A 15826-nucleotide genomic window follows, 5' to 3' on the forward strand; every position below is an offset into this window, starting at 1 on the left:
TCAGAGCGCGCCGTTGAGGTGCTCTCCGATCCGGACGAACGTCGGCACCAAGGGGGCGACGGGGGCGGACGGGGAGACGATCTGTGATCCGTAGTGGGCGACGACGAGTTCGAGTCCGGGCGAGATGAACAGCCGCTGCCCGTGGATGCCGCTGGCCATGAAGGACCCGTAGCGGTCGTTCAGGATCCACCACAGGTCGTGGTACGAGAGCGTGGCGGGCGCGGTCGGCGGCGCGGTGGGGAAGCGCACGCGCTTCGGGTAACCGTCCGGGACGCCGGAGACGATTGTCGAGGCGACCGCTGCCGGGATGATCTGCCGGCCGCCGGCCGCGCCGTCGCAGCGGATCGCCTCGCCGAGCCGGGCGATGTCGCGCGCGGTGGCACTGAACCCGCCGCACGCCGCCTCGTTGCCTTCGGCGTCCAGGACGAAGTAGGCGTCCTCGTCCACCCCCAGCTTCGACCACAGCAGTTCACCGAGCAGCTCGGCGATGCCGGTTCCGGTGACGGCGCGCAGCACGTCGGCGAGCGCCTCGACGTTGCCGTTCTCGTAGCGGAACTCGGTGCCGGGAGTTCCGGTCGCCCGGGCGGTGGCCAGGTGTTCGCGGATCGTCGCCGGGCCGGTGTAGCCGTAGGGCCGCAACTGCGGTGCGAGGACGGCGAAGTAGCGCTGCGCCTCCAGCGCCTTGTCGTACGGGCGGGCGGCATAGCTCGGGAGCGTGCCCATGTGCAGCAGGTGGTCGACCCGCGCGTCGCCGAACGCGGTGCCCGACAGGTGGGGGGCGTACTTCGCCGCCCGCGCGGTGCGGTCCAGCAGGCCCTGGTGTTCCACCATCGCGGCCAGCAGGCCGATGTACGACTTGGTCGCCGAGGCGTTGAAGTGCGGTACGTGGGGCGGATATCCGTGCAGGTACCGCTCGTAGACGACGGTGCCGCGGTGCATCACCAGGAGGGCGTCGGTCTGCGCCGCCGCGAACAGTTCGGCGAGCGTGTGGCGCCCGCCGCCCGCGGCGAAGGTCAGCGCGTCCAGGTCCGCGGACCCGGTGGGCAGGGGCCGCGCGGGCTCGGGGCCGCGCCAGACGCGGCGACTGGGCAGGGTCTCGCGGCCCGACGTGGCGTGCACCCGCACCCAGGCGGGGTCGGCGAACCCGCGCGCCCAGGGCAGGTCCGTCAGCGAGGTGGTCGGCTGGGGCATCGTGGCACTCCTTGGCACTCAGTGGAGAGCCGTTACCGTACATCGTGTCCGGAAACGTTGGCCAGTGGGAGATCGGCGCGCATGCGCGCTCACGTCTCCCGGGACCCGGCTCCGCCCGCCACGGGGGCGGTCGGGGCGTCGAACGCGCCGGGCACGTCCGCAGGGGCCAGCCCGGAGGCCCAGACGCGGCCGTACACCGAAAGGTCCCGCAGGTGCGTGGTGATCTCGGTCGCGCTGTAACCGGTGTCGGCCTCCACCCACCAGGTCAGGACGCCGACCAGCTCGCCGGTCCAGGCCCGCGCCACGACGTCGAGCGGTACCCGGGGCGTGGCGCCGTGCTCCTCGGCGCGCTCCCGGAAGACCTGTTCGACCCGGTCGCAGATGATCGCGGTGAACTCCCGCAGCGCCCGCCCGTCGCCCTCGCCGCGCAGGATGACCCGGTAGACGTCGCGCTCCTGCTCCGCGTGCTCGAAGATGTAGCGCACCGGCAGCCCGGTGAAGCCGCGGGTCTGGGCCTGGACCACGGCCGGCAGGAGGCGTTCGCGGTCCTCGGCCAGGTCGCGCACGATGCCGACGAGCAGGTCGTCCTTGTCGCGGTAGTGCGCGTAGAACGTCGCGCGGGCGACGTCCGCCCGCGCGGTGATCTCCTCCACGGTGATCGGCTGGAACCCCTTCTCCAGGACCAGGTCCACCAGGGCCTGGCGCAGTGCGCGGCGGGAGCGGCGGACGCGGCGGTCCTGGGCGGGCTTCATGGCCGGACTCATCTCTGTCGTATCTCCCGTACGCGGACCGTTGACCTGGCGGCCCCGCCATATTACGTTGCCGGACACCAAAGACGTTTCCAGACTCACTGTTCACTAACGTGGTCGACTGGGAGCGCCGATCGACAGTGGCAGGCGGCGTGCGCGCCGCCGTCCCGCGGCAATCGCGCAGCAATGGAGTCCCGATGAACCTTGGCCGGTACGTGCGCCGGACCAGCAGCCACCAACCCGATGCGGAAGCCGTCGTCTGCGGCGACGTGCGCATGAGCTACGCGGAACTCGACGAGGGCAGTGACCGGCTGGCCGTCGTCCTGCGCGCCGCGGGTCTGCGGCGCGGCGACCGGGTGGCGACGCTCGCCGCCAATCGCGCCGAGCTCGTGGTCACCGAAGTGGCCCTGTACAAGGCGGGGCTGGCCCGCGTGCCGGTCAACGCCCGCCTCGGCGTCGCCGAGGTCGCGCACCTGCTGCGCGAGTCCGGGGCGAAGGCGCTGCTCGCGGACGCCGCGCACCTGGACACCGCACGCCAGGCCCTGCCCGGCACCGACGTGGCCACAGTGCTCGGCTATGACGGCCCGAGCGACCTCGGAGAGGGTTACCCGGACGCGCTCGCGGCGGCGGCCCGCGAACCGGTCGACGTGGACTGCCGCGAGGACGACACGGCCGTCCTGCACTTCACCTCGGGATCCACGGGCAAGCTCAAGGCCGCGGTGCAGACGTACGGCAACCGGCTCGCGCTCATGCGCAAGACGGTGATGAACCCGGAGACCCGGGTCGGGCCGGGCTCCCGGCAGATCCTCGCCGGGCCCGTCACGCACGCGTCCGGCATGCCGCTGACGGGAATCCTGTTCGCCGGCGGCTGCGCGGTGGTCATGCCGCGCTGGGACGCCGAGGCGTTCCTCGCCACCGTCGAACGCGAGCGGGCGACCCACGCGTTCCTGGTTCCCACCATGGTCAACACCGTGCTGGCGCTGCCGGACAACCGGAAGTACGACCTGTCGAGCCTGCGGCAGCTGATCTACGGCGCGGCGCCGATGTCCGCCGCCCGCATCCGCGCCGCCTGGGACCTGTTCGGCCCCGTGCTGTCCCAGGGGTACGGCTGCGGCGAGACCACCTCGGGCGTGCTGTTCCTGTCCACCGAGGACCACCGGCGCGCGATCGACGGCACCGACGCGGAACTACTGCTCTCGTGCGGGCGTCCGCCGGCCGAAGCGGAGGTCAGGATCGTCGACGAGAGCGGCGCGGAGGTGCCCGACGGCGAGATCGGCGAGATCGCCGTCCGCGGCCCCGATGTCGTGGCCGGCTACCTCGACGAGCCCGACCTGACCGCCGAGTCGTTCCGCGACGGCTGGTTTCACACCGGGGACCTGGCCCGGCGCCGCGCCGACGGATACGTCTTCATCGTCGACCGCAAGAAGGACATGATCATCTCCGGCGGCTTCAACATCTACGCCGTCGAGGTCGAAGCCGTACTGCACCGGCACCCCGACGTGTTCGAGGCGGCCGTGGTCGGCGTCCCCGACGCCGACTGGGGCGAGGCCGTCAAGGCGGTCGTGGTCCCGCACGACGGCACCGCGCCCACCGAGGCCGAACTGATCGAGTTCTGCGCCGCCCACCTGGCCCGAATGAAAAAGCCCCGGTCGGTCGACTTCGCCGACGCGCTCCCGCACAACCCCAACGGCAAGATCGACCGCCGCGCGATCCGCGAACGCTACTGGCACGGCACCGAGCGCCGCGTCCACTGACCGGCCTCCCGCACCGCCCAGCGCGCCGGCCGGCGCCTCAGTTATCGGTCAGGAGTACCACCATGCCCTTCACCCTCGACCCCTCGTACGACCACAACTCCCGCCTGCACGACCTCGTCACGCGGCTCCGCGACTACCTGAACGGCGAACTCGCCGACTACGAGAACCGCCTCGGCCTCGCCCAGGAGTCCCGCTACACCCGCGCCGACCTGGAACCGGTGTGGCGACGCAGCCGCGAACTCGGCTTCTACGGCGTGCACCTGCCGGTCGAGCACGGCGGCCAAGGGCTCACGTACACCGAACTGGCCGCGCTGAAGGAGGAAGTCGGCGCGTCCGGCCGCATCCTGCAACACAGCGTGCTCGGCGACATGGGCGGACCACTGCGCACGGGCTCGATCCTGGAATACGCCACCGACGAGCAGTTGCACCGCTACCTGCTGCCCGTGACCCGCGGCGAACGGGCCTGCTGCTTCTCGCTCACCGAGACCGACGCCGGGTCGGACGTACGGGCCATGAGCACCACCGCCACTCCCGACGGCGACGGCTGGCGCATCACCGGCCACAAGGTGTTCTCCTCGGCCGGACCGTTCGCCGACTTCGCCGTCCTCATCGTCAGGATGGCCGACGACGTCCGGCAGCCGGACGCGAAGCCGGTGTTCTCGGCGTTCCTCGTCGACCTCGACGCCCCCGGGGTCACCGTCCTGGACGGCCGGACCCCGATGTCCGGCGAGCACATCGAAGCCGACATCGTGCTCGAGGACTGCCGTGTCGGTCCGGAACAGCTCCTCGGCGCGGTCGGCGACGGCCTGCGGATCGGGCTCGGCCGCGTCACGGTCAACCGGCTGCTGCACTGCCCGACCGTGCTCGGCATGACCCGCCGCGCGCTCGAACTGTCCGTCGACTTCGCCCGCACCCGCCACGTCGGCGGCGCCCCGCTGGGCGCGCTGCAGTCCATCCAGCACAAACTCGCCGACATGGCCACCGCCTACTACGCGGCACGCGCCATGACCTACGACGCGCTCGCCTCCCTGGACGCCGGCCGCCGGCCGAGCACCGAAGCGTTCATGTGCAAGCTCTTCGTCGCCGAGAACGCCTTCCGGATCGCCGACGAAGCCGTCCAGATCCACGGCAAGGCCGGCCTCGTCCAGGGCTCCGAACCCGAATCGCTCTTCCGCCGCCTGCGCATGTTCCGGATCCTCACCGGGTCCTCCGAGATCCAGAAGAACGCCATCGCCGGACGACTCCTGCTCGGCGACGCCCGGCCCTGACCCGCGGTGCCGCAGCCGCCCCCAGCGCCCGCTCCGCATCGCCTCCCGCACGTGCCGGTCCTTCCTCCCGGGCCCCCGCCCGGCAATCCCGCCTGGAGCCCTCGATGTCGCGTGCCCTCAACCACCGCGCCACCGGAAAACGCGGTACGGCCTCGCCCCCGGAAACGTCACCGGGCACCGGGCGAGTCGCAGCAGTAGTCGGATTCCTGGTCGTCGTCGAGCTGCTCAGCGGCGTCGTGCAGAGCATGATCCCGCCGCTGCTGCCCAGACTCGGCACCGACCTGCACATCGGCACCGGCGACCTGAACTGGATCGGCGCGGTGCAACTGGTCGCCGCGACCGTCTGCGTCCCGTTGTTCGCACGCCTCGGCGACCTGTACGGCCACCGACTGCTGCTGCGCGTGGCGATGGTCTGCGTCGTGGCCGGTTCGGTCCTGGTGGCCTGGGCCCCGTCCTTCGAGGTCCTCCTGCTCGGCCGGGTCCTCCAAGGCCCACTCGCCGCGCTGCTGCCCCTGGAGATCGGCCTGGTCCGCGGGCGCCTCACCGCCGAGGGCGCCCGCAAATCCGTCGGGATGCTCGTGGGCGCGCTCACCTGCGGCACCGGCATCGGGTTCGTCGCCTCCGGACTGCTGGGCGAAGCGCTGTCGAACGTCCACGCCATCCTCTGGGTGCCCGCGATCGCCACCATCGTCTGCGCCGCCCTGACCTTCGTGCTGGTGCCCGACACCGACACGCGCGCGCCCGGCGGTGTCGACTGGGCCGGAGCCGCACTGCTGAGCGGCGGCCTCGCGGCCCTGATGCTCGGCTTTTCCCGCGGCGCCGACCACGGCTGGAACCAGCCCGACACCCTGGCCCTGTTCACCGCGTCCGCCATCCTGCTCGCCGCCTGGGTCATGGTCGAACTGCGCGTCGAACACCCCGTCGTCGACATCCGCACCGCCACCCGCCGCAGCCTCTGGCCGGTCTACACCGCCGCCCTCATTCTCGGCGTCACCCTGTACGCCTCCAAGACCGCCGCCGCACTGTTCCTGGCCGCGCCGCCCAAGAAGCTCGGCTACGGCTTCGGCTACGACACCCTCACCATCGGCTGGATGCTCCTGCCCGCCGCGCTCTGCGCGTTCCTCGGATCGGCGCTCGCACCACGCATCGCCCGTGCCATCGGCTCCCGCGCGGTCCTGGTAGTCGGCAGCGCGTCCATAGCGTCAGGATTCGTCTTCCTCGCCCTCGCGCACGGCGAACCGTGGCAGTTCATCGTCGCCGACGTCGCGCTCGGCCTCGGCCTGGGCCTCGGACTGAGCATGCTGCCCGTCCTCGTCCTCGATTCCAGCGCCGCCGACCGCACCGGGGTCGACACCGGCATCTACAGCACCGCCAAAACCCTCGGCGGCAGCCTCTCCGGAGCCGTGTTCGCCGCCGTACTGACCAGCATGACCGTCAAGGGCGGCCGGTTCCCCTCCGAGACCGCCTACGAGACGGTGTGGTGGATCTCCGCAGGCGTCTCCCTCCTGATCGCCGCCACCGCGGCAGTCCTCACCACGACCCCCCGCCCCCACCCGGGCACCGCTGCCCCCACACCCGCAGCACGGGCCTGACTCCACCTCGACACACCGCGAGCGGGTATGGAGCGGCCACGCGGCAACTCCAACAGCTATGAACAGTCGACCGAACCGCTGTGATACGCCTGATTGAGGCACACGATGGCCACCACACGCATGCGCGGCGCGCCAGGCCCCTGCCCAGGTGGTTCCGGCGCTGTGGGCAGCGGAGCGGGCCGCCAACAGTACGAGGAAGTCTGCCGCGCACCCTCTGCGGTTCGCCTTCCACGGGCGAGTGTCGACCGAGGATCACCAAGATCCCGCGACTACTTGACCGCAGTGCCCGCGCGGATGCCGAACAGCCGCATCAGGTGGACCGGGTCGGCCGACGTCGCGAGCGTCGGATGTCGGGTTTCGGAATCCACCACAAGCGCGCACATTACGGCGATCACTCGCAGAATCCGCGTGTGATCGCGGAAATCCCAAACGACCTGATGAACCCTCGAACATCACCCCGCCCACCAGCCCAAACACGGCTACACGCGAGCGCGTGGCCTTACGGCGAACCCGTGCGTACTCCACTCATCAACCGCACCGGCACCACGCCCGCCGGCGCGGTCGCGCGACGGGCGTCGCCCACGCCCATGCGTCTCTGCAACAGGCCGAAGTCCGGCATGCCGTCCCCGCCCGGGGCAACAACCTCGCCGTCCAGGACCACCGCCCGCGAGCCCAGCCCATCGCCAAGGCCAGCCGATTCCGGATACGTGGCGGATACATCGACACCACGCCGAGACCGCAACCGGACCGTCCCGTCGCCCGGGGCCACAACCAGTTCACGTGTCTCAGGCGGTTGGTGTCTCATCGCCGGCCCCTGTCCCAGGCAGTGTCTCTTTGAGCAGCCGGCCCGTTGATCGGATATTTCTGTCCGATTAGTGATTTCTGATGCGATGTGGGCTCGAATCCAGCCGCTGATGCCGGTCGATCCGGCCCGCGGGCGGCGATGGGCTGATCACCGCCGCACCCTTGAGGCCATTGCCTGAAAGTACGGACCGGCTCGCCCTGGCGCGATCTCCCAGATGAACTCGGACCGTTCCGGACCGCACACAAACGACTGATCAGATGGGCGGTGGACGGAACCTGGGAGCGGATCCTGGCTGCGGTGTCGGGAGTCGCGGATGGTAGTGACGACATCGGCTGGACCGTCTCGGTGGACTCCACCGTCTGCCGGGCCCATCAGCATGCCTCTGGAGCCAGGAAAAGGTGCCCCGATGGTCTTCGTCAAGCCGCGACGGTTGTTGGTGGTTCGTAGAGGGCGCCGTCGCGAAGCAGGGCAAAGAGCACGTCGATGCGCCGGTGGTCGGCCGCCCGCCTTCGACGCCGAGGCGTACAAGCAGCGCAAAGCGGTGGAACGCTGCATCGATCGGCTCGAGCAGTGGCGCGGCCCGGCCATGCGAACCGACAAACTCGCCATCGCCTACCAGGCCGCACTCCACCTTGCCGCCATTCACATCCGGAGCCGCAGACGACCGGCGGTTCCGGACTTCGGTCCATCACCTGCGCCGCGTCGGCATTCGGCCCCGCACCCCCGGACGGCCGCCGGGCCATGTCCCCTCCTACCGGTTGAGGACCTCCTTGATCTTGTCGGCCACCTGCTTGGCCTGGATGTCGCGGCCCTTCACGTTGGGGTGCGCGTACCAGGGGATCTTGGTGCCGAGGAGTTCGAGCTGGGAGTCCTCCAGCAGGCCGCCGATGCCCCGGTCGGCGCCGTCGCAGGCCGTGTTGGCGCCGGTGCCGGCGTAGAGGTCGACGAAGTCGGCGCCGCCTTCGGCGTCGGCGGCGACCTTCTTCATGGCGTCGTTCAGCCGCTTCTGGATCCGGTCCAGGACCGGCAGGGCGTCCTGGGGAATGTCGGCGAACGGCAGCTGCGTCCGACCGGGCGCCGCGGTCTGGCACTTGGTGGTGTCCTCGGGCACGAGGCGGGGGTAGCCGACCAGGACGCGCTTCGCGTCGGGGGCGAAGTAGCCGATGCGCTCGAGCAGTTCCTCCAGCTCCCAACCGACCCGATCGAACTGACCGTCCAGCCACTGCTTCCCGTCACCGGTCTCGAAGAACTCACCGCACTTGGCGGCCGGCTTGTCCCCGTCCACCGGGTCTCCCGGCAGCAGAGAGGGCTTCCGGAGCTCGTCGGAACACTGCTTCAGGATGCGGTTGAAGCCCAGCGTGTTGCCGCCCATGCTGCCCACGGCCAGCCGGGTGTCCTGCTTGAGCGCGTCCTGCTGCGCCGGGAGCTCGCCGGCGCCGAAGGGTAGCTCCTGCTTCTCCCAGAAGTGGTGGACGAGGGCGCCTCCGCAGGAGACGTCCGACTGGACGTCGAGCGTGATGCCCTTGTCCGCGAGGCTCCGGGTGGCGACGGCGGGATGGTTCTCCTTCGCCTGGAAGCACCAGCCCCTCTCGCTGTCCTGGTTGTTCACGGGGGCGATGCCGAAGTTGGCGGTGTAGGAGTCGCCGAAGAAGACGGTCGGTACGGGGTCGGTCGGAGCCGCGCCGGCACCGCCCGCAGGTCCGGCGAGCGCCAGGCAGCTGCCCAGCGCGACGGCCGCGGCGGCCAGCCGCCGTGCCACTGGGGAGTTCGTCGCACGCATGGCAGAAGACATGGATGTGCCCTGTCGTCGAGGCCCACAAAAATGGGCCGGTCAGCTGGAACACTTGGTGATCATTCATTCACGGAGGGTAATCAGTCAATAGATGTGCGTGCCTCCGGCGTGTCCGGCAGCCGCTCACATGCGTCCATCCGTCCCGCTCAGCGAGGCGTCAGGGAGACACGCCCTGGCTAGGCGCTGCCCATGGAGCCGATGATCCTTCAGGTGTCTCACCCGACGGATCGAATCGTCACCCGAACGAGATCGGTGAGTCGGTCCGGTGTGCTCGGTGGGATCCGGCCGGGAGTCATGGGTGGCTCTGGTGCGGTGCCTGTCAGTCCCGGCTGGTCGGTAGTTCCCACCAGTACGCGATGGTTGGGATGGTGAGGGGGCGTGGGGGGCGTGGGGGGCGTGGGGCCCGGGGGTGCTTGGTGTGGGTGGGGGCGGTGATGGTGAAGTCGGGTTGTGTGGTGCGGTGGTCGTTGGGTGTGTGGGGGTCGGAGTAGCGGGGGGTGTGGCTGCTCCAGTCGAGGTAGCCGCGTACCCATTGGGTGAGTCCGTCGGGGTAGCGGCGGAGGTTTTCGTGTGCGTGGGTGTGGAGTTGGTGGTGGAGGCGGAGGAAGGGTTCCATGACCTGGTCGCGCATGGCGGTGGCTTCGGCGAGTGCGCGTTCGGTGGGCCAGGTGTGGTGGTGGGCGAGGACGGTGATCAGGTTCTGCAGGCTGGGGTAGCCGTAGTGGGTGGCGCGGTACAGCTCCTTGTTGTAGGAGGTGATGTCGTTGTCCCAGCCGACGAGTGCGACGACCATCTCCCGTAGTCCCCGGACCCATGGGTCGGCGAAGTCGGTGGCGTCGAGTTCGTATCCGCCGGCGAGTTCGATGAAGAACAGGCCCGGGGTAACGGCGGCGGTCGCGGGGGAGGTGCGGCGCCATCGCAAGGCGCGGAAGATGAGTGCGCAGCAGCTCGCGGACGCGTGCACCGCGCTGGGTGTGGAGATGCAGCGTGGGGTGTTGGCGAATCCGGAGATCGGGCGGCGGGAGTCGCTTGATGTGACCGAACTGGTGACCCTGGCGCAGGCGTTGGGGGTGCCGGCGATCAGCCTCCTGTTCCCCGTGGGTGAGGTTGCCACGGTTTCGCCGACCCCTGGCGTTGTCGTCGATACGTGGGATGCGCTTGCGGCCTTCACGGGGGAGACGGCGTTGTCGGAGTTGCCGCCTTCGGATTCGCCGCGTGGGCGGCTCGAGGCTTTTCGGCAGCACGCGGTCGGGGTCGAGGCGGCGTTGGCGTCGGGGCGGTTGGCGCAGGATCGGCGTCGGCCGGCGACCGTGAATCTCGATCCGGTGGAGCACGAGCGGTTGGGGCGGGTTGCTGCGCAGTACGAGCGGTTGGCGTTCGAGGACGTCCTGGCGTTGCGCGATCTGCGGGTGCGGATGCGCGATCGGGGACTGCAGCCGCCCGTGCCTCCCGCCGGGCTCGCTCATGTGGACGACGGGGTCGTGACGGAGGCGTCCGGCGCGTGAAAGGCCCTACACGTCAATGCCGTTGCGACGGTCGCCTGGAGGGGGAGCGGGCGGTTCTCCGGGTCGGTGAGCTGCGCTCTGGGTGGTTGCGGCGCGTGGGGGAGTTGTCGGCTTGATGCGACGCCGCCTTCGGTGAAGGTGGTTCGCGGGAGTACATCGCGAAGGGCCCGTGTGGCTCATGGAGCTCGCGTCGGTCGACGGCGCGAGCGATCGACCGAATCGTTGGAGCGGAGCGCGCGTGCGCTTCGGAAGCATGCATCCATAACGGGCTGATGTGGAACGACGGGTAAGGACAGGGGTGGTATTGGTGCGTCATCTGCATCGGAGGCGGATTCGGCCGGAGAGTGTGGAGCGGGAGATGGCCGGGGCGGGGATGTTGGAGGGCGGCTGGTAGTCCACCGAGGAGGTCGCCGAGCTGCTCGGCGTCGATCCGTCGACATTGCGGCGGTGGCGGACGGGGAAGCCGGTGCAGGGGCCGCCGTTCGTGCCGCTCTCGGCACGGACGACCGCCTACAGCGTGGCCGATGTGGAGGCGTGGTTGGCGGGTCGTCGAGCGGATCCGCAGGTGGCCGCCTGATGCCACCGCCGCGAATACCGGCCGTTGGCCTCAACCTGCCCTCCGACATCGAGTTTCGTGAAGGCCGGCCGACGCCGTTCCGGGCCCGGTTGCGGTGGGTCGATCCGGCGGGTCGGGGACGGTTGTCGGTCTCTGAGGCCCACGACACACAGGACGAGGCGGAGGCGTGGGTCGAGCGGCTGAAGAGGTTGGCCGCGGCGGGCGTGGATCCCGCGATGGCCGTGATGCCGTTGGGCGAATACGGCGACCTGGTCATGGACATGGCCATGTGCGGGCTGGAGCGCAAGACCACCGATCCGTATCTGGCCGGGTGGCGGTTGCGGGTGAAACCGTGGTTGGGACACCTGCCTGTGCACACCGTCACCTGCGGTGCGGTGCGGTGGACCGGGCCGTGTACGGGTGGAGCGAGGACGGGGCGGGGTTGTCGACCGTCAAGAACACGATCGCGATCCTGGTGCGCGTGATGCAACAGGCCCAGCGGGACGGGCTGATCGAGACGAACCCGGCCCGGGTCACCGGCCGGCAGCACTCCTACCGCACGGCCGAGGACGAGCTCGACAACCCCCGAGCGCTCGCCTTGAGGGATTGGGCGGCGCTCGACGGCTTGGCCGACGCCCTCGTCGCCCGCTCGCACGGGCGCTACCGCGGGTGGGGTGACGTGGTCCGATTCGCCGGCTGCACCGCGGCCCGCATCGGGGAAGTGTCCGGGGTGCGGATCAAGGACATCGACACCACGACGTGGATGTGGAACCTGTGTCGCCAGACCACCACCTCCCCCGGGGGCCTCGTGGACAAGGGCACGAAGGGCAAGCGCCGAAGATGGGTGCCGATCATCCCGCAGGTGCGCCCGCTCGTGCTCCACCGGATTGCGCTCGCCGGGCCCGACCCCGACCCGATGACGCGGCTGTTCACCGGGCCGCGCGGAGGGCGGATCACCACCGCGATCCTGCGGGACGCGACCCACTGGGACGAGGTAGTCGCCGCGCAGGGCTACGAGTTCCTGCTCCGGCACGGATTGCGGCATACCGGGCTGACATGGATGGCCGATGCGGGGGTCCCGGTGCACGTGCTGAGAAAGATCGCCGGGCACGGATCGCTCTCGACGACGCAGCGATATCTGCACCCGGAACTGCGGTTGGTGACCAGCGCTTCGGAGGCGCTTCAGGTGCATTTGAACCCCGGCTGGTCCCCAAGTGGTTCCCAAGAGGGTTTCGGGATCTCTTCCAACCGGTAAGTGGTCTAAACCTGCAAGAGGCGCTGACCTGGGCTTTTGCCCCTGTCAGCGCCTCTTGAACACCGTCGGGACGACAGGATTTGAACCTGCGACCCCTTGACCCCCAGTCAAGGAGATGGGGTTTTTCTGCAGGTCAGGGGCACTTTGCTGCCCAATACGACGTTCGATTTCCAGTATATCGTGTCATTTCGTGCATGGCGTGTGGTCCACAACTGGTCCACAGCGTACGAGCGTTGGTGTTGCGCGTTTGTCCGGGCCCAGCGGGTCCGTGTCGGAGTTCGACGACCCGAGTCGGGCCTACCGGAAGCCACGGTCTGGGTCGTGCCGCCTGACGTTGTCGAAGTCTTCGAACCACACGAGTGGTTGCGCGTCGCCGACGCCGGGGGTCTGGTTGAGTGGATGGGATGGGGCTTCAACGCCGGTGTGCTTGGAGTCGTAGAGCCACAGGACGTCATGGTCCTGGAAGAAGAACTCAGAGCAGGCATCCCAGTCGTGCTCGGGCATCGTGATCCCCGGCTTGCCACATACGACTCACGGAGAATTTGTCCTTGGCCAGGCGGTGTAGGCAACGCTTCCTGAAAAGTCCGCGTGCTGGAACGAAGTTGGACGCGAGAATCATCGCGTGAACGACGATGCCATGAGCGAAGCAGACCGGGTTCTCCTGCAGACCATCTACGAGTTGATGGGCCAGCGCGGAGCGTGGCCGACCTTCACAGCTGTGGACCTGCGGGCCGACCGCGAGCTGGGTATCGAAGATGCCCAAGCCGCTTTGGTTGCGCTCAGCCCCCGCTACATAGGCAAACCCTGGCAGGCGCACGGGTACTCCGACAACGACGAGGTTCGGTTGACCCTCAGAGGGGTGGCCGCTTGTGATGGGGGTCTGGATGATCTGGCCAGGCTGACTGAACTCGTCGAGCGGACCGTCGCACTGGAACAGGCGGCGACGACAGACGATGCGGAGGCAGTCGTTGCCGCAAGCGCCGAATTCGCCTCCGACTCCGGGCTGCCGCTGGACCCATCAGGGGGTGGTCTCGAACAGCCAACCCGTGAAGTTGCCGAGGCCCGCGACCTGATGGGCCGTTTGTATCTACTGGCGGACATGCTGCCGAACCTGTGGAAGGGAGGCAGCCGATCGCCAAAAGAACCCTGGTTGTGGAAGTGGTTCGTGAACCGGCGCGGCATCCGTCCCTACCGCAGGATCAGCAGCGTTGAGCAACTGTTGACCTACGTCGACGATGCGGAGCGCGAGCGCCTCGAGATCGTGGGAAGCGTCACCAATATCCATTACCACAAACCCGTGTTCCTGGCGCATGGTGAACCTGGAACTGCTCCGACCCCATCCCCAGGTGGGGAACTCGATGTCCAACTGACCTTTCTCCGCCCCGAGGTTGTCGAGGCGTGTGGCGACCTCCTCCGCGCGGACCGGTTCGACGACGCGATCTTCGCGGCGTTTCGGCGACTCGAGCACGAGGTGCAGCATCGCGCCGGAAGCCAGGCGATCGGGAACGACCTCGTCACGGCCGCGTTCCGAGACAAGAAGAACCCGATCCGGGTCTCCGAGCGGGAGCAGGACAAGCACCGGTTGGTGGAACTGTTTGCGGGGGCCATCGGACTCTTCAAGGGCGATCGCTCCCACAAGGACCGGCCGCTGCTTCCGTGTCGCTCGCGTCGCGAGTGCTTTCGGCTACTTGCGCACGCCAGTTCACTCTTGGACCTGCTGGATCGTGACGTCGACCGGGCGCCGGCCGTGCGCGGATACCGACACGATCAGGGCGCCACTCTCACCTTGTGGACCGAGCGCGCCGGGAGCCAGGCACAGGTATGGCTCGATGAGCGGACCCGACTGGACAATGTCAGCTACCAAGCAGGCACCTTGGTTGTCGATGTGGGCGGAGTGCCCGCCGGGGAGCATCGCATTCACCTGGTGGAGGGGACTCGCCAGGGGCCTGCCCAGACGGTGTGGATCACCCTCGACCCGGGCCAGACGAACTGGTATCGCGTAATAGAGGTAGGCCTCCCGCTGTACGCGGACGCGATGGGGGAGCGGCAACTCGAATGGTCCGGTGTCCGGTTGGCGTTGCTGGAGGCAGGAGTCACCGGGGAGCGCCTTGTCGTGACGAAGGAGAGCTACCGGGTCGGCCACTATGTTGCTCAGCATTGGGTCAATTCCGGCAGCGGGACTGGGCCGGTGTGGGCACGCGAAACTCCAGGTGGCCTACCACGCAAGGTGTACGAGAACAGCCTTGTCTTTGACGGGCAACCCGTGGCGCCGGCCCACCCCGAGCGGCTCATGAAGATCTCCATCGAACCGCCGCACCTGTCGCTGCGTCCCAAAGACAAGATCCCGCTACGCGTCATGGGTCACTTCACCGACGGAACAGCAACCTGGACGACGCCGCTGGAAGATCCACGAGTCGAGACGGATTCAGAGAAGGTTGCTATGTTCGCGGGCGGCCGCGTCTTCGCGAAGGACCCCGGAACGGCCGTACTCAGATGCCTCCACGATGGCTGCTCCGCAGAGGCGAGTGTGGAGGTCGCAGCCCACCCCAGCGGTGCGATCTCGACGTATCTGTCAGGGCTGCCGCCAGTCTCGGGTATTGCTTGGACTCCCGAAGGCCTTGTGGTGAGCACCCGGGGTCGGCAGCTATGGCGAGTAGGAGGAGATGGTGTCTACCGCCTGATCGCCGCGGTGCCCACTCAACTGCTGCCGAACGTTGGCACGGACACGTTGGCCGCTCGCAGTGACGGTGAACTCGCGGTTCGGCTCCCCGAACAACTAGGCATCCTCGTTCTCCATCACAGCGCTGGCTACGGCCGCAGTACCTTCGTCAGACCGTGGCCGGAACGGGCCGTGTTCCCGATGGCGTTCGTGTGGGACGACGCGGAGTTGATCGTTGCCGTGCACACGGGAGAGCTTCAGCGATGGACCATGGACGGCTCAGCGCTCGCTCTGGCGACTGTTCCCGGCCGGCCCATTGCTCTGGCCCGCAGAGACCGATCACTGCTCGTGCTGTGTTCCCCGGACAGGGACGCGCCGGAATGCCTCGCCAACCGATTGTGGCGCGTGTCCCTTGATACGCCTGCCCTCGCTCCGATTGACCTGCTGGCCGGACATGCTCTGGCAGGCCTGAACGGTGTGGCTTGGATCAATGGCGACATCGCGCTCAGCGACTTCGACGAGGGAAGACTCCTTGTGCTCAGGGGGGAACGGATTGTCGAACTGCACAAGGGACTTCGCCACCCCGGCCAGCTCGCAACCTCGGAGTCTGGCGACCTCTACCTCGCGGAGTTCGGGACAGGTGCTGTCCGGCGCATCTTGGCGTAACACGGCCCTGACCATGAAGTCGAGCGACCGACCT

11 protein-coding genes and 2 pseudogenes are annotated in these 15826 nt (G+C 68.8%); 8 read left to right on the plus strand and 5 right to left on the minus strand.

Annotated elements, in window-relative coordinates; all coding sequences use genetic code 11:
* On the minus strand, positions 1-1191 hold the full coding sequence (locus ACFXMF_RS15450) for a serine hydrolase domain-containing protein (RefSeq protein ID WP_379988660.1): 1191 nt from the start codon (positions 1189-1191) through the stop codon (positions 1-3).
* 89 nt (positions 1192-1280) lie between these two features.
* Positions 1281-1943: a TetR/AcrR family transcriptional regulator gene (locus ACFXMF_RS15455; RefSeq protein ID WP_360305911.1), complete on the minus strand. Its 663-nt coding sequence runs from the start codon at positions 1941-1943 to the stop codon at positions 1281-1283.
* Between the two features lie 194 nt (positions 1944-2137).
* On the opposite strand from ACFXMF_RS15455, the gene ACFXMF_RS15460 reads away from it, so the two are divergent.
* The 4 genes and pseudogenes from ACFXMF_RS15460 to ACFXMF_RS15475 all read left to right on the plus strand — a co-directional run.
* A complete protein-coding gene (locus tag ACFXMF_RS15460; RefSeq protein WP_379988659.1) occupies positions 2138-3694 on the plus strand; it encodes a long-chain fatty acid--CoA ligase in 1557 nt (518 codons plus the stop codon).
* A 62-nt stretch (positions 3695-3756) separates the two neighbouring features.
* The gene (locus ACFXMF_RS15465; protein WP_379988658.1) at positions 3757-4962 is read left to right on the plus strand and encodes an acyl-CoA dehydrogenase family protein; all 1206 of its coding nucleotides are present in this window, start codon (positions 3757-3759) and stop codon (positions 4960-4962) included.
* A 104-nt stretch (positions 4963-5066) separates the two neighbouring features.
* Positions 5067-6554, plus strand: a complete 1488-nt coding sequence (locus ACFXMF_RS15470) for an MFS transporter (protein ID WP_360305917.1) — start codon at positions 5067-5069, stop codon at positions 6552-6554.
* Positions 6555-7414: 860 nt separating this feature from the next.
* Positions 7415-8038, plus strand: a pseudogene (locus ACFXMF_RS15475) (transposase); the annotation flags it as partial.
* A gap of 72 nt (positions 8039-8110) precedes the next feature.
* On the opposite strand, the gene ACFXMF_RS15480 reads toward ACFXMF_RS15475, so the two are convergent.
* Entirely contained in the window at positions 8111-9118 is a 1008-nt protein-coding gene (locus ACFXMF_RS15480) for an SGNH/GDSL hydrolase family protein (protein ID WP_379988656.1), read from the minus strand.
* 352 nt (positions 9119-9470) lie between these two features.
* Positions 9471-10073 carry a hypothetical protein gene (locus tag ACFXMF_RS15485; protein ID WP_379988655.1) on the minus strand — a complete coding sequence of 201 codons (603 nt, stop codon included), beginning with the start codon at positions 10071-10073 and terminating at the stop codon, positions 9471-9473.
* 10 nt (positions 10074-10083) lie between these two features.
* Here ACFXMF_RS15485 and ACFXMF_RS15490 point away from each other — a divergent pair, with 10 nt between their 5' ends.
* The 3 genes and pseudogenes from ACFXMF_RS15490 to ACFXMF_RS15500 all read left to right on the plus strand — a co-directional run bounded on the left by ACFXMF_RS15490 (position 10084) and on the right by ACFXMF_RS15500 (position 12467).
* Complete coding sequence (locus ACFXMF_RS15490) at positions 10084-10656, plus strand: XRE family transcriptional regulator (RefSeq protein WP_379988654.1); 573 nt, start codon at positions 10084-10086, stop codon at positions 10654-10656.
* Between the two features lie 406 nt (positions 10657-11062).
* Positions 11063-11233: pseudogene (locus ACFXMF_RS15495) on the plus strand (helix-turn-helix transcriptional regulator); the annotation flags it as partial.
* Positions 11234-11612: 379 nt separating this feature from the next.
* A complete protein-coding gene (locus tag ACFXMF_RS15500; RefSeq protein WP_379988653.1) occupies positions 11613-12467 on the plus strand; it encodes a tyrosine-type recombinase/integrase in 855 nt (284 codons plus the stop codon).
* 297 nt (positions 12468-12764) lie between these two features.
* Here the strand turns inward: ACFXMF_RS15500 and ACFXMF_RS15505 are convergent, their stop codons facing one another.
* A complete protein-coding gene (locus ACFXMF_RS15505) occupies positions 12765-12971 on the minus strand; it encodes a hypothetical protein (protein WP_379988651.1) in 207 nt (68 codons plus the stop codon).
* 118 nt (positions 12972-13089) lie between these two features.
* Here ACFXMF_RS15505 and ACFXMF_RS15510 point away from each other — a divergent pair, with 118 nt between their 5' ends.
* Positions 13090-15792, plus strand: coding sequence for a TIGR02391 family protein (locus ACFXMF_RS15510; protein WP_379988650.1), 2703 nt, complete (start codon positions 13090-13092; stop codon positions 15790-15792).
* Positions 15793-15826: the final 34 nt, after the last annotated feature.

The sequence above is a fragment of the Embleya sp. NPDC059213 genome (genome assembly GCF_042754445.1).
Classification (GTDB): domain Bacteria; phylum Actinomycetota; class Actinomycetes; order Streptomycetales; family Streptomycetaceae; genus Embleya.

Coding starts and splice junctions, on each gene's coding strand:
- ACFXMF_RS15465 (WP_379988658.1), top strand. CDS start 3,757: ATGCCCTTCACCCTCGACCCCTCGTACGACCACAACTCCCGCCTGCAC.
- ACFXMF_RS15470 (WP_360305917.1), top strand. CDS start 5,067: ATGTCGCGTGCCCTCAACCACCGCGCCACCGGAAAACGCGGTACGGCC.
- ACFXMF_RS15490 (WP_379988654.1), top strand. CDS start 10,084: ATGAGTGCGCAGCAGCTCGCGGACGCGTGCACCGCGCTGGGTGTGGAG.
- ACFXMF_RS15505 (WP_379988651.1), bottom strand. CDS start 12,971: ATGCCCGAGCACGACTGGGATGCCTGCTCTGAGTTCTTCTTCCAGGAC.
- ACFXMF_RS15455 (WP_360305911.1), bottom strand. CDS start 1,943: ATGAAGCCCGCCCAGGACCGCCGCGTCCGCCGCTCCCGCCGCGCACTG.
- ACFXMF_RS15450 (WP_379988660.1), bottom strand. CDS start 1,191: ATGCCCCAGCCGACCACCTCGCTGACGGACCTGCCCTGGGCGCGCGGG.
- ACFXMF_RS15460 (WP_379988659.1), top strand. CDS start 2,138: ATGAACCTTGGCCGGTACGTGCGCCGGACCAGCAGCCACCAACCCGAT.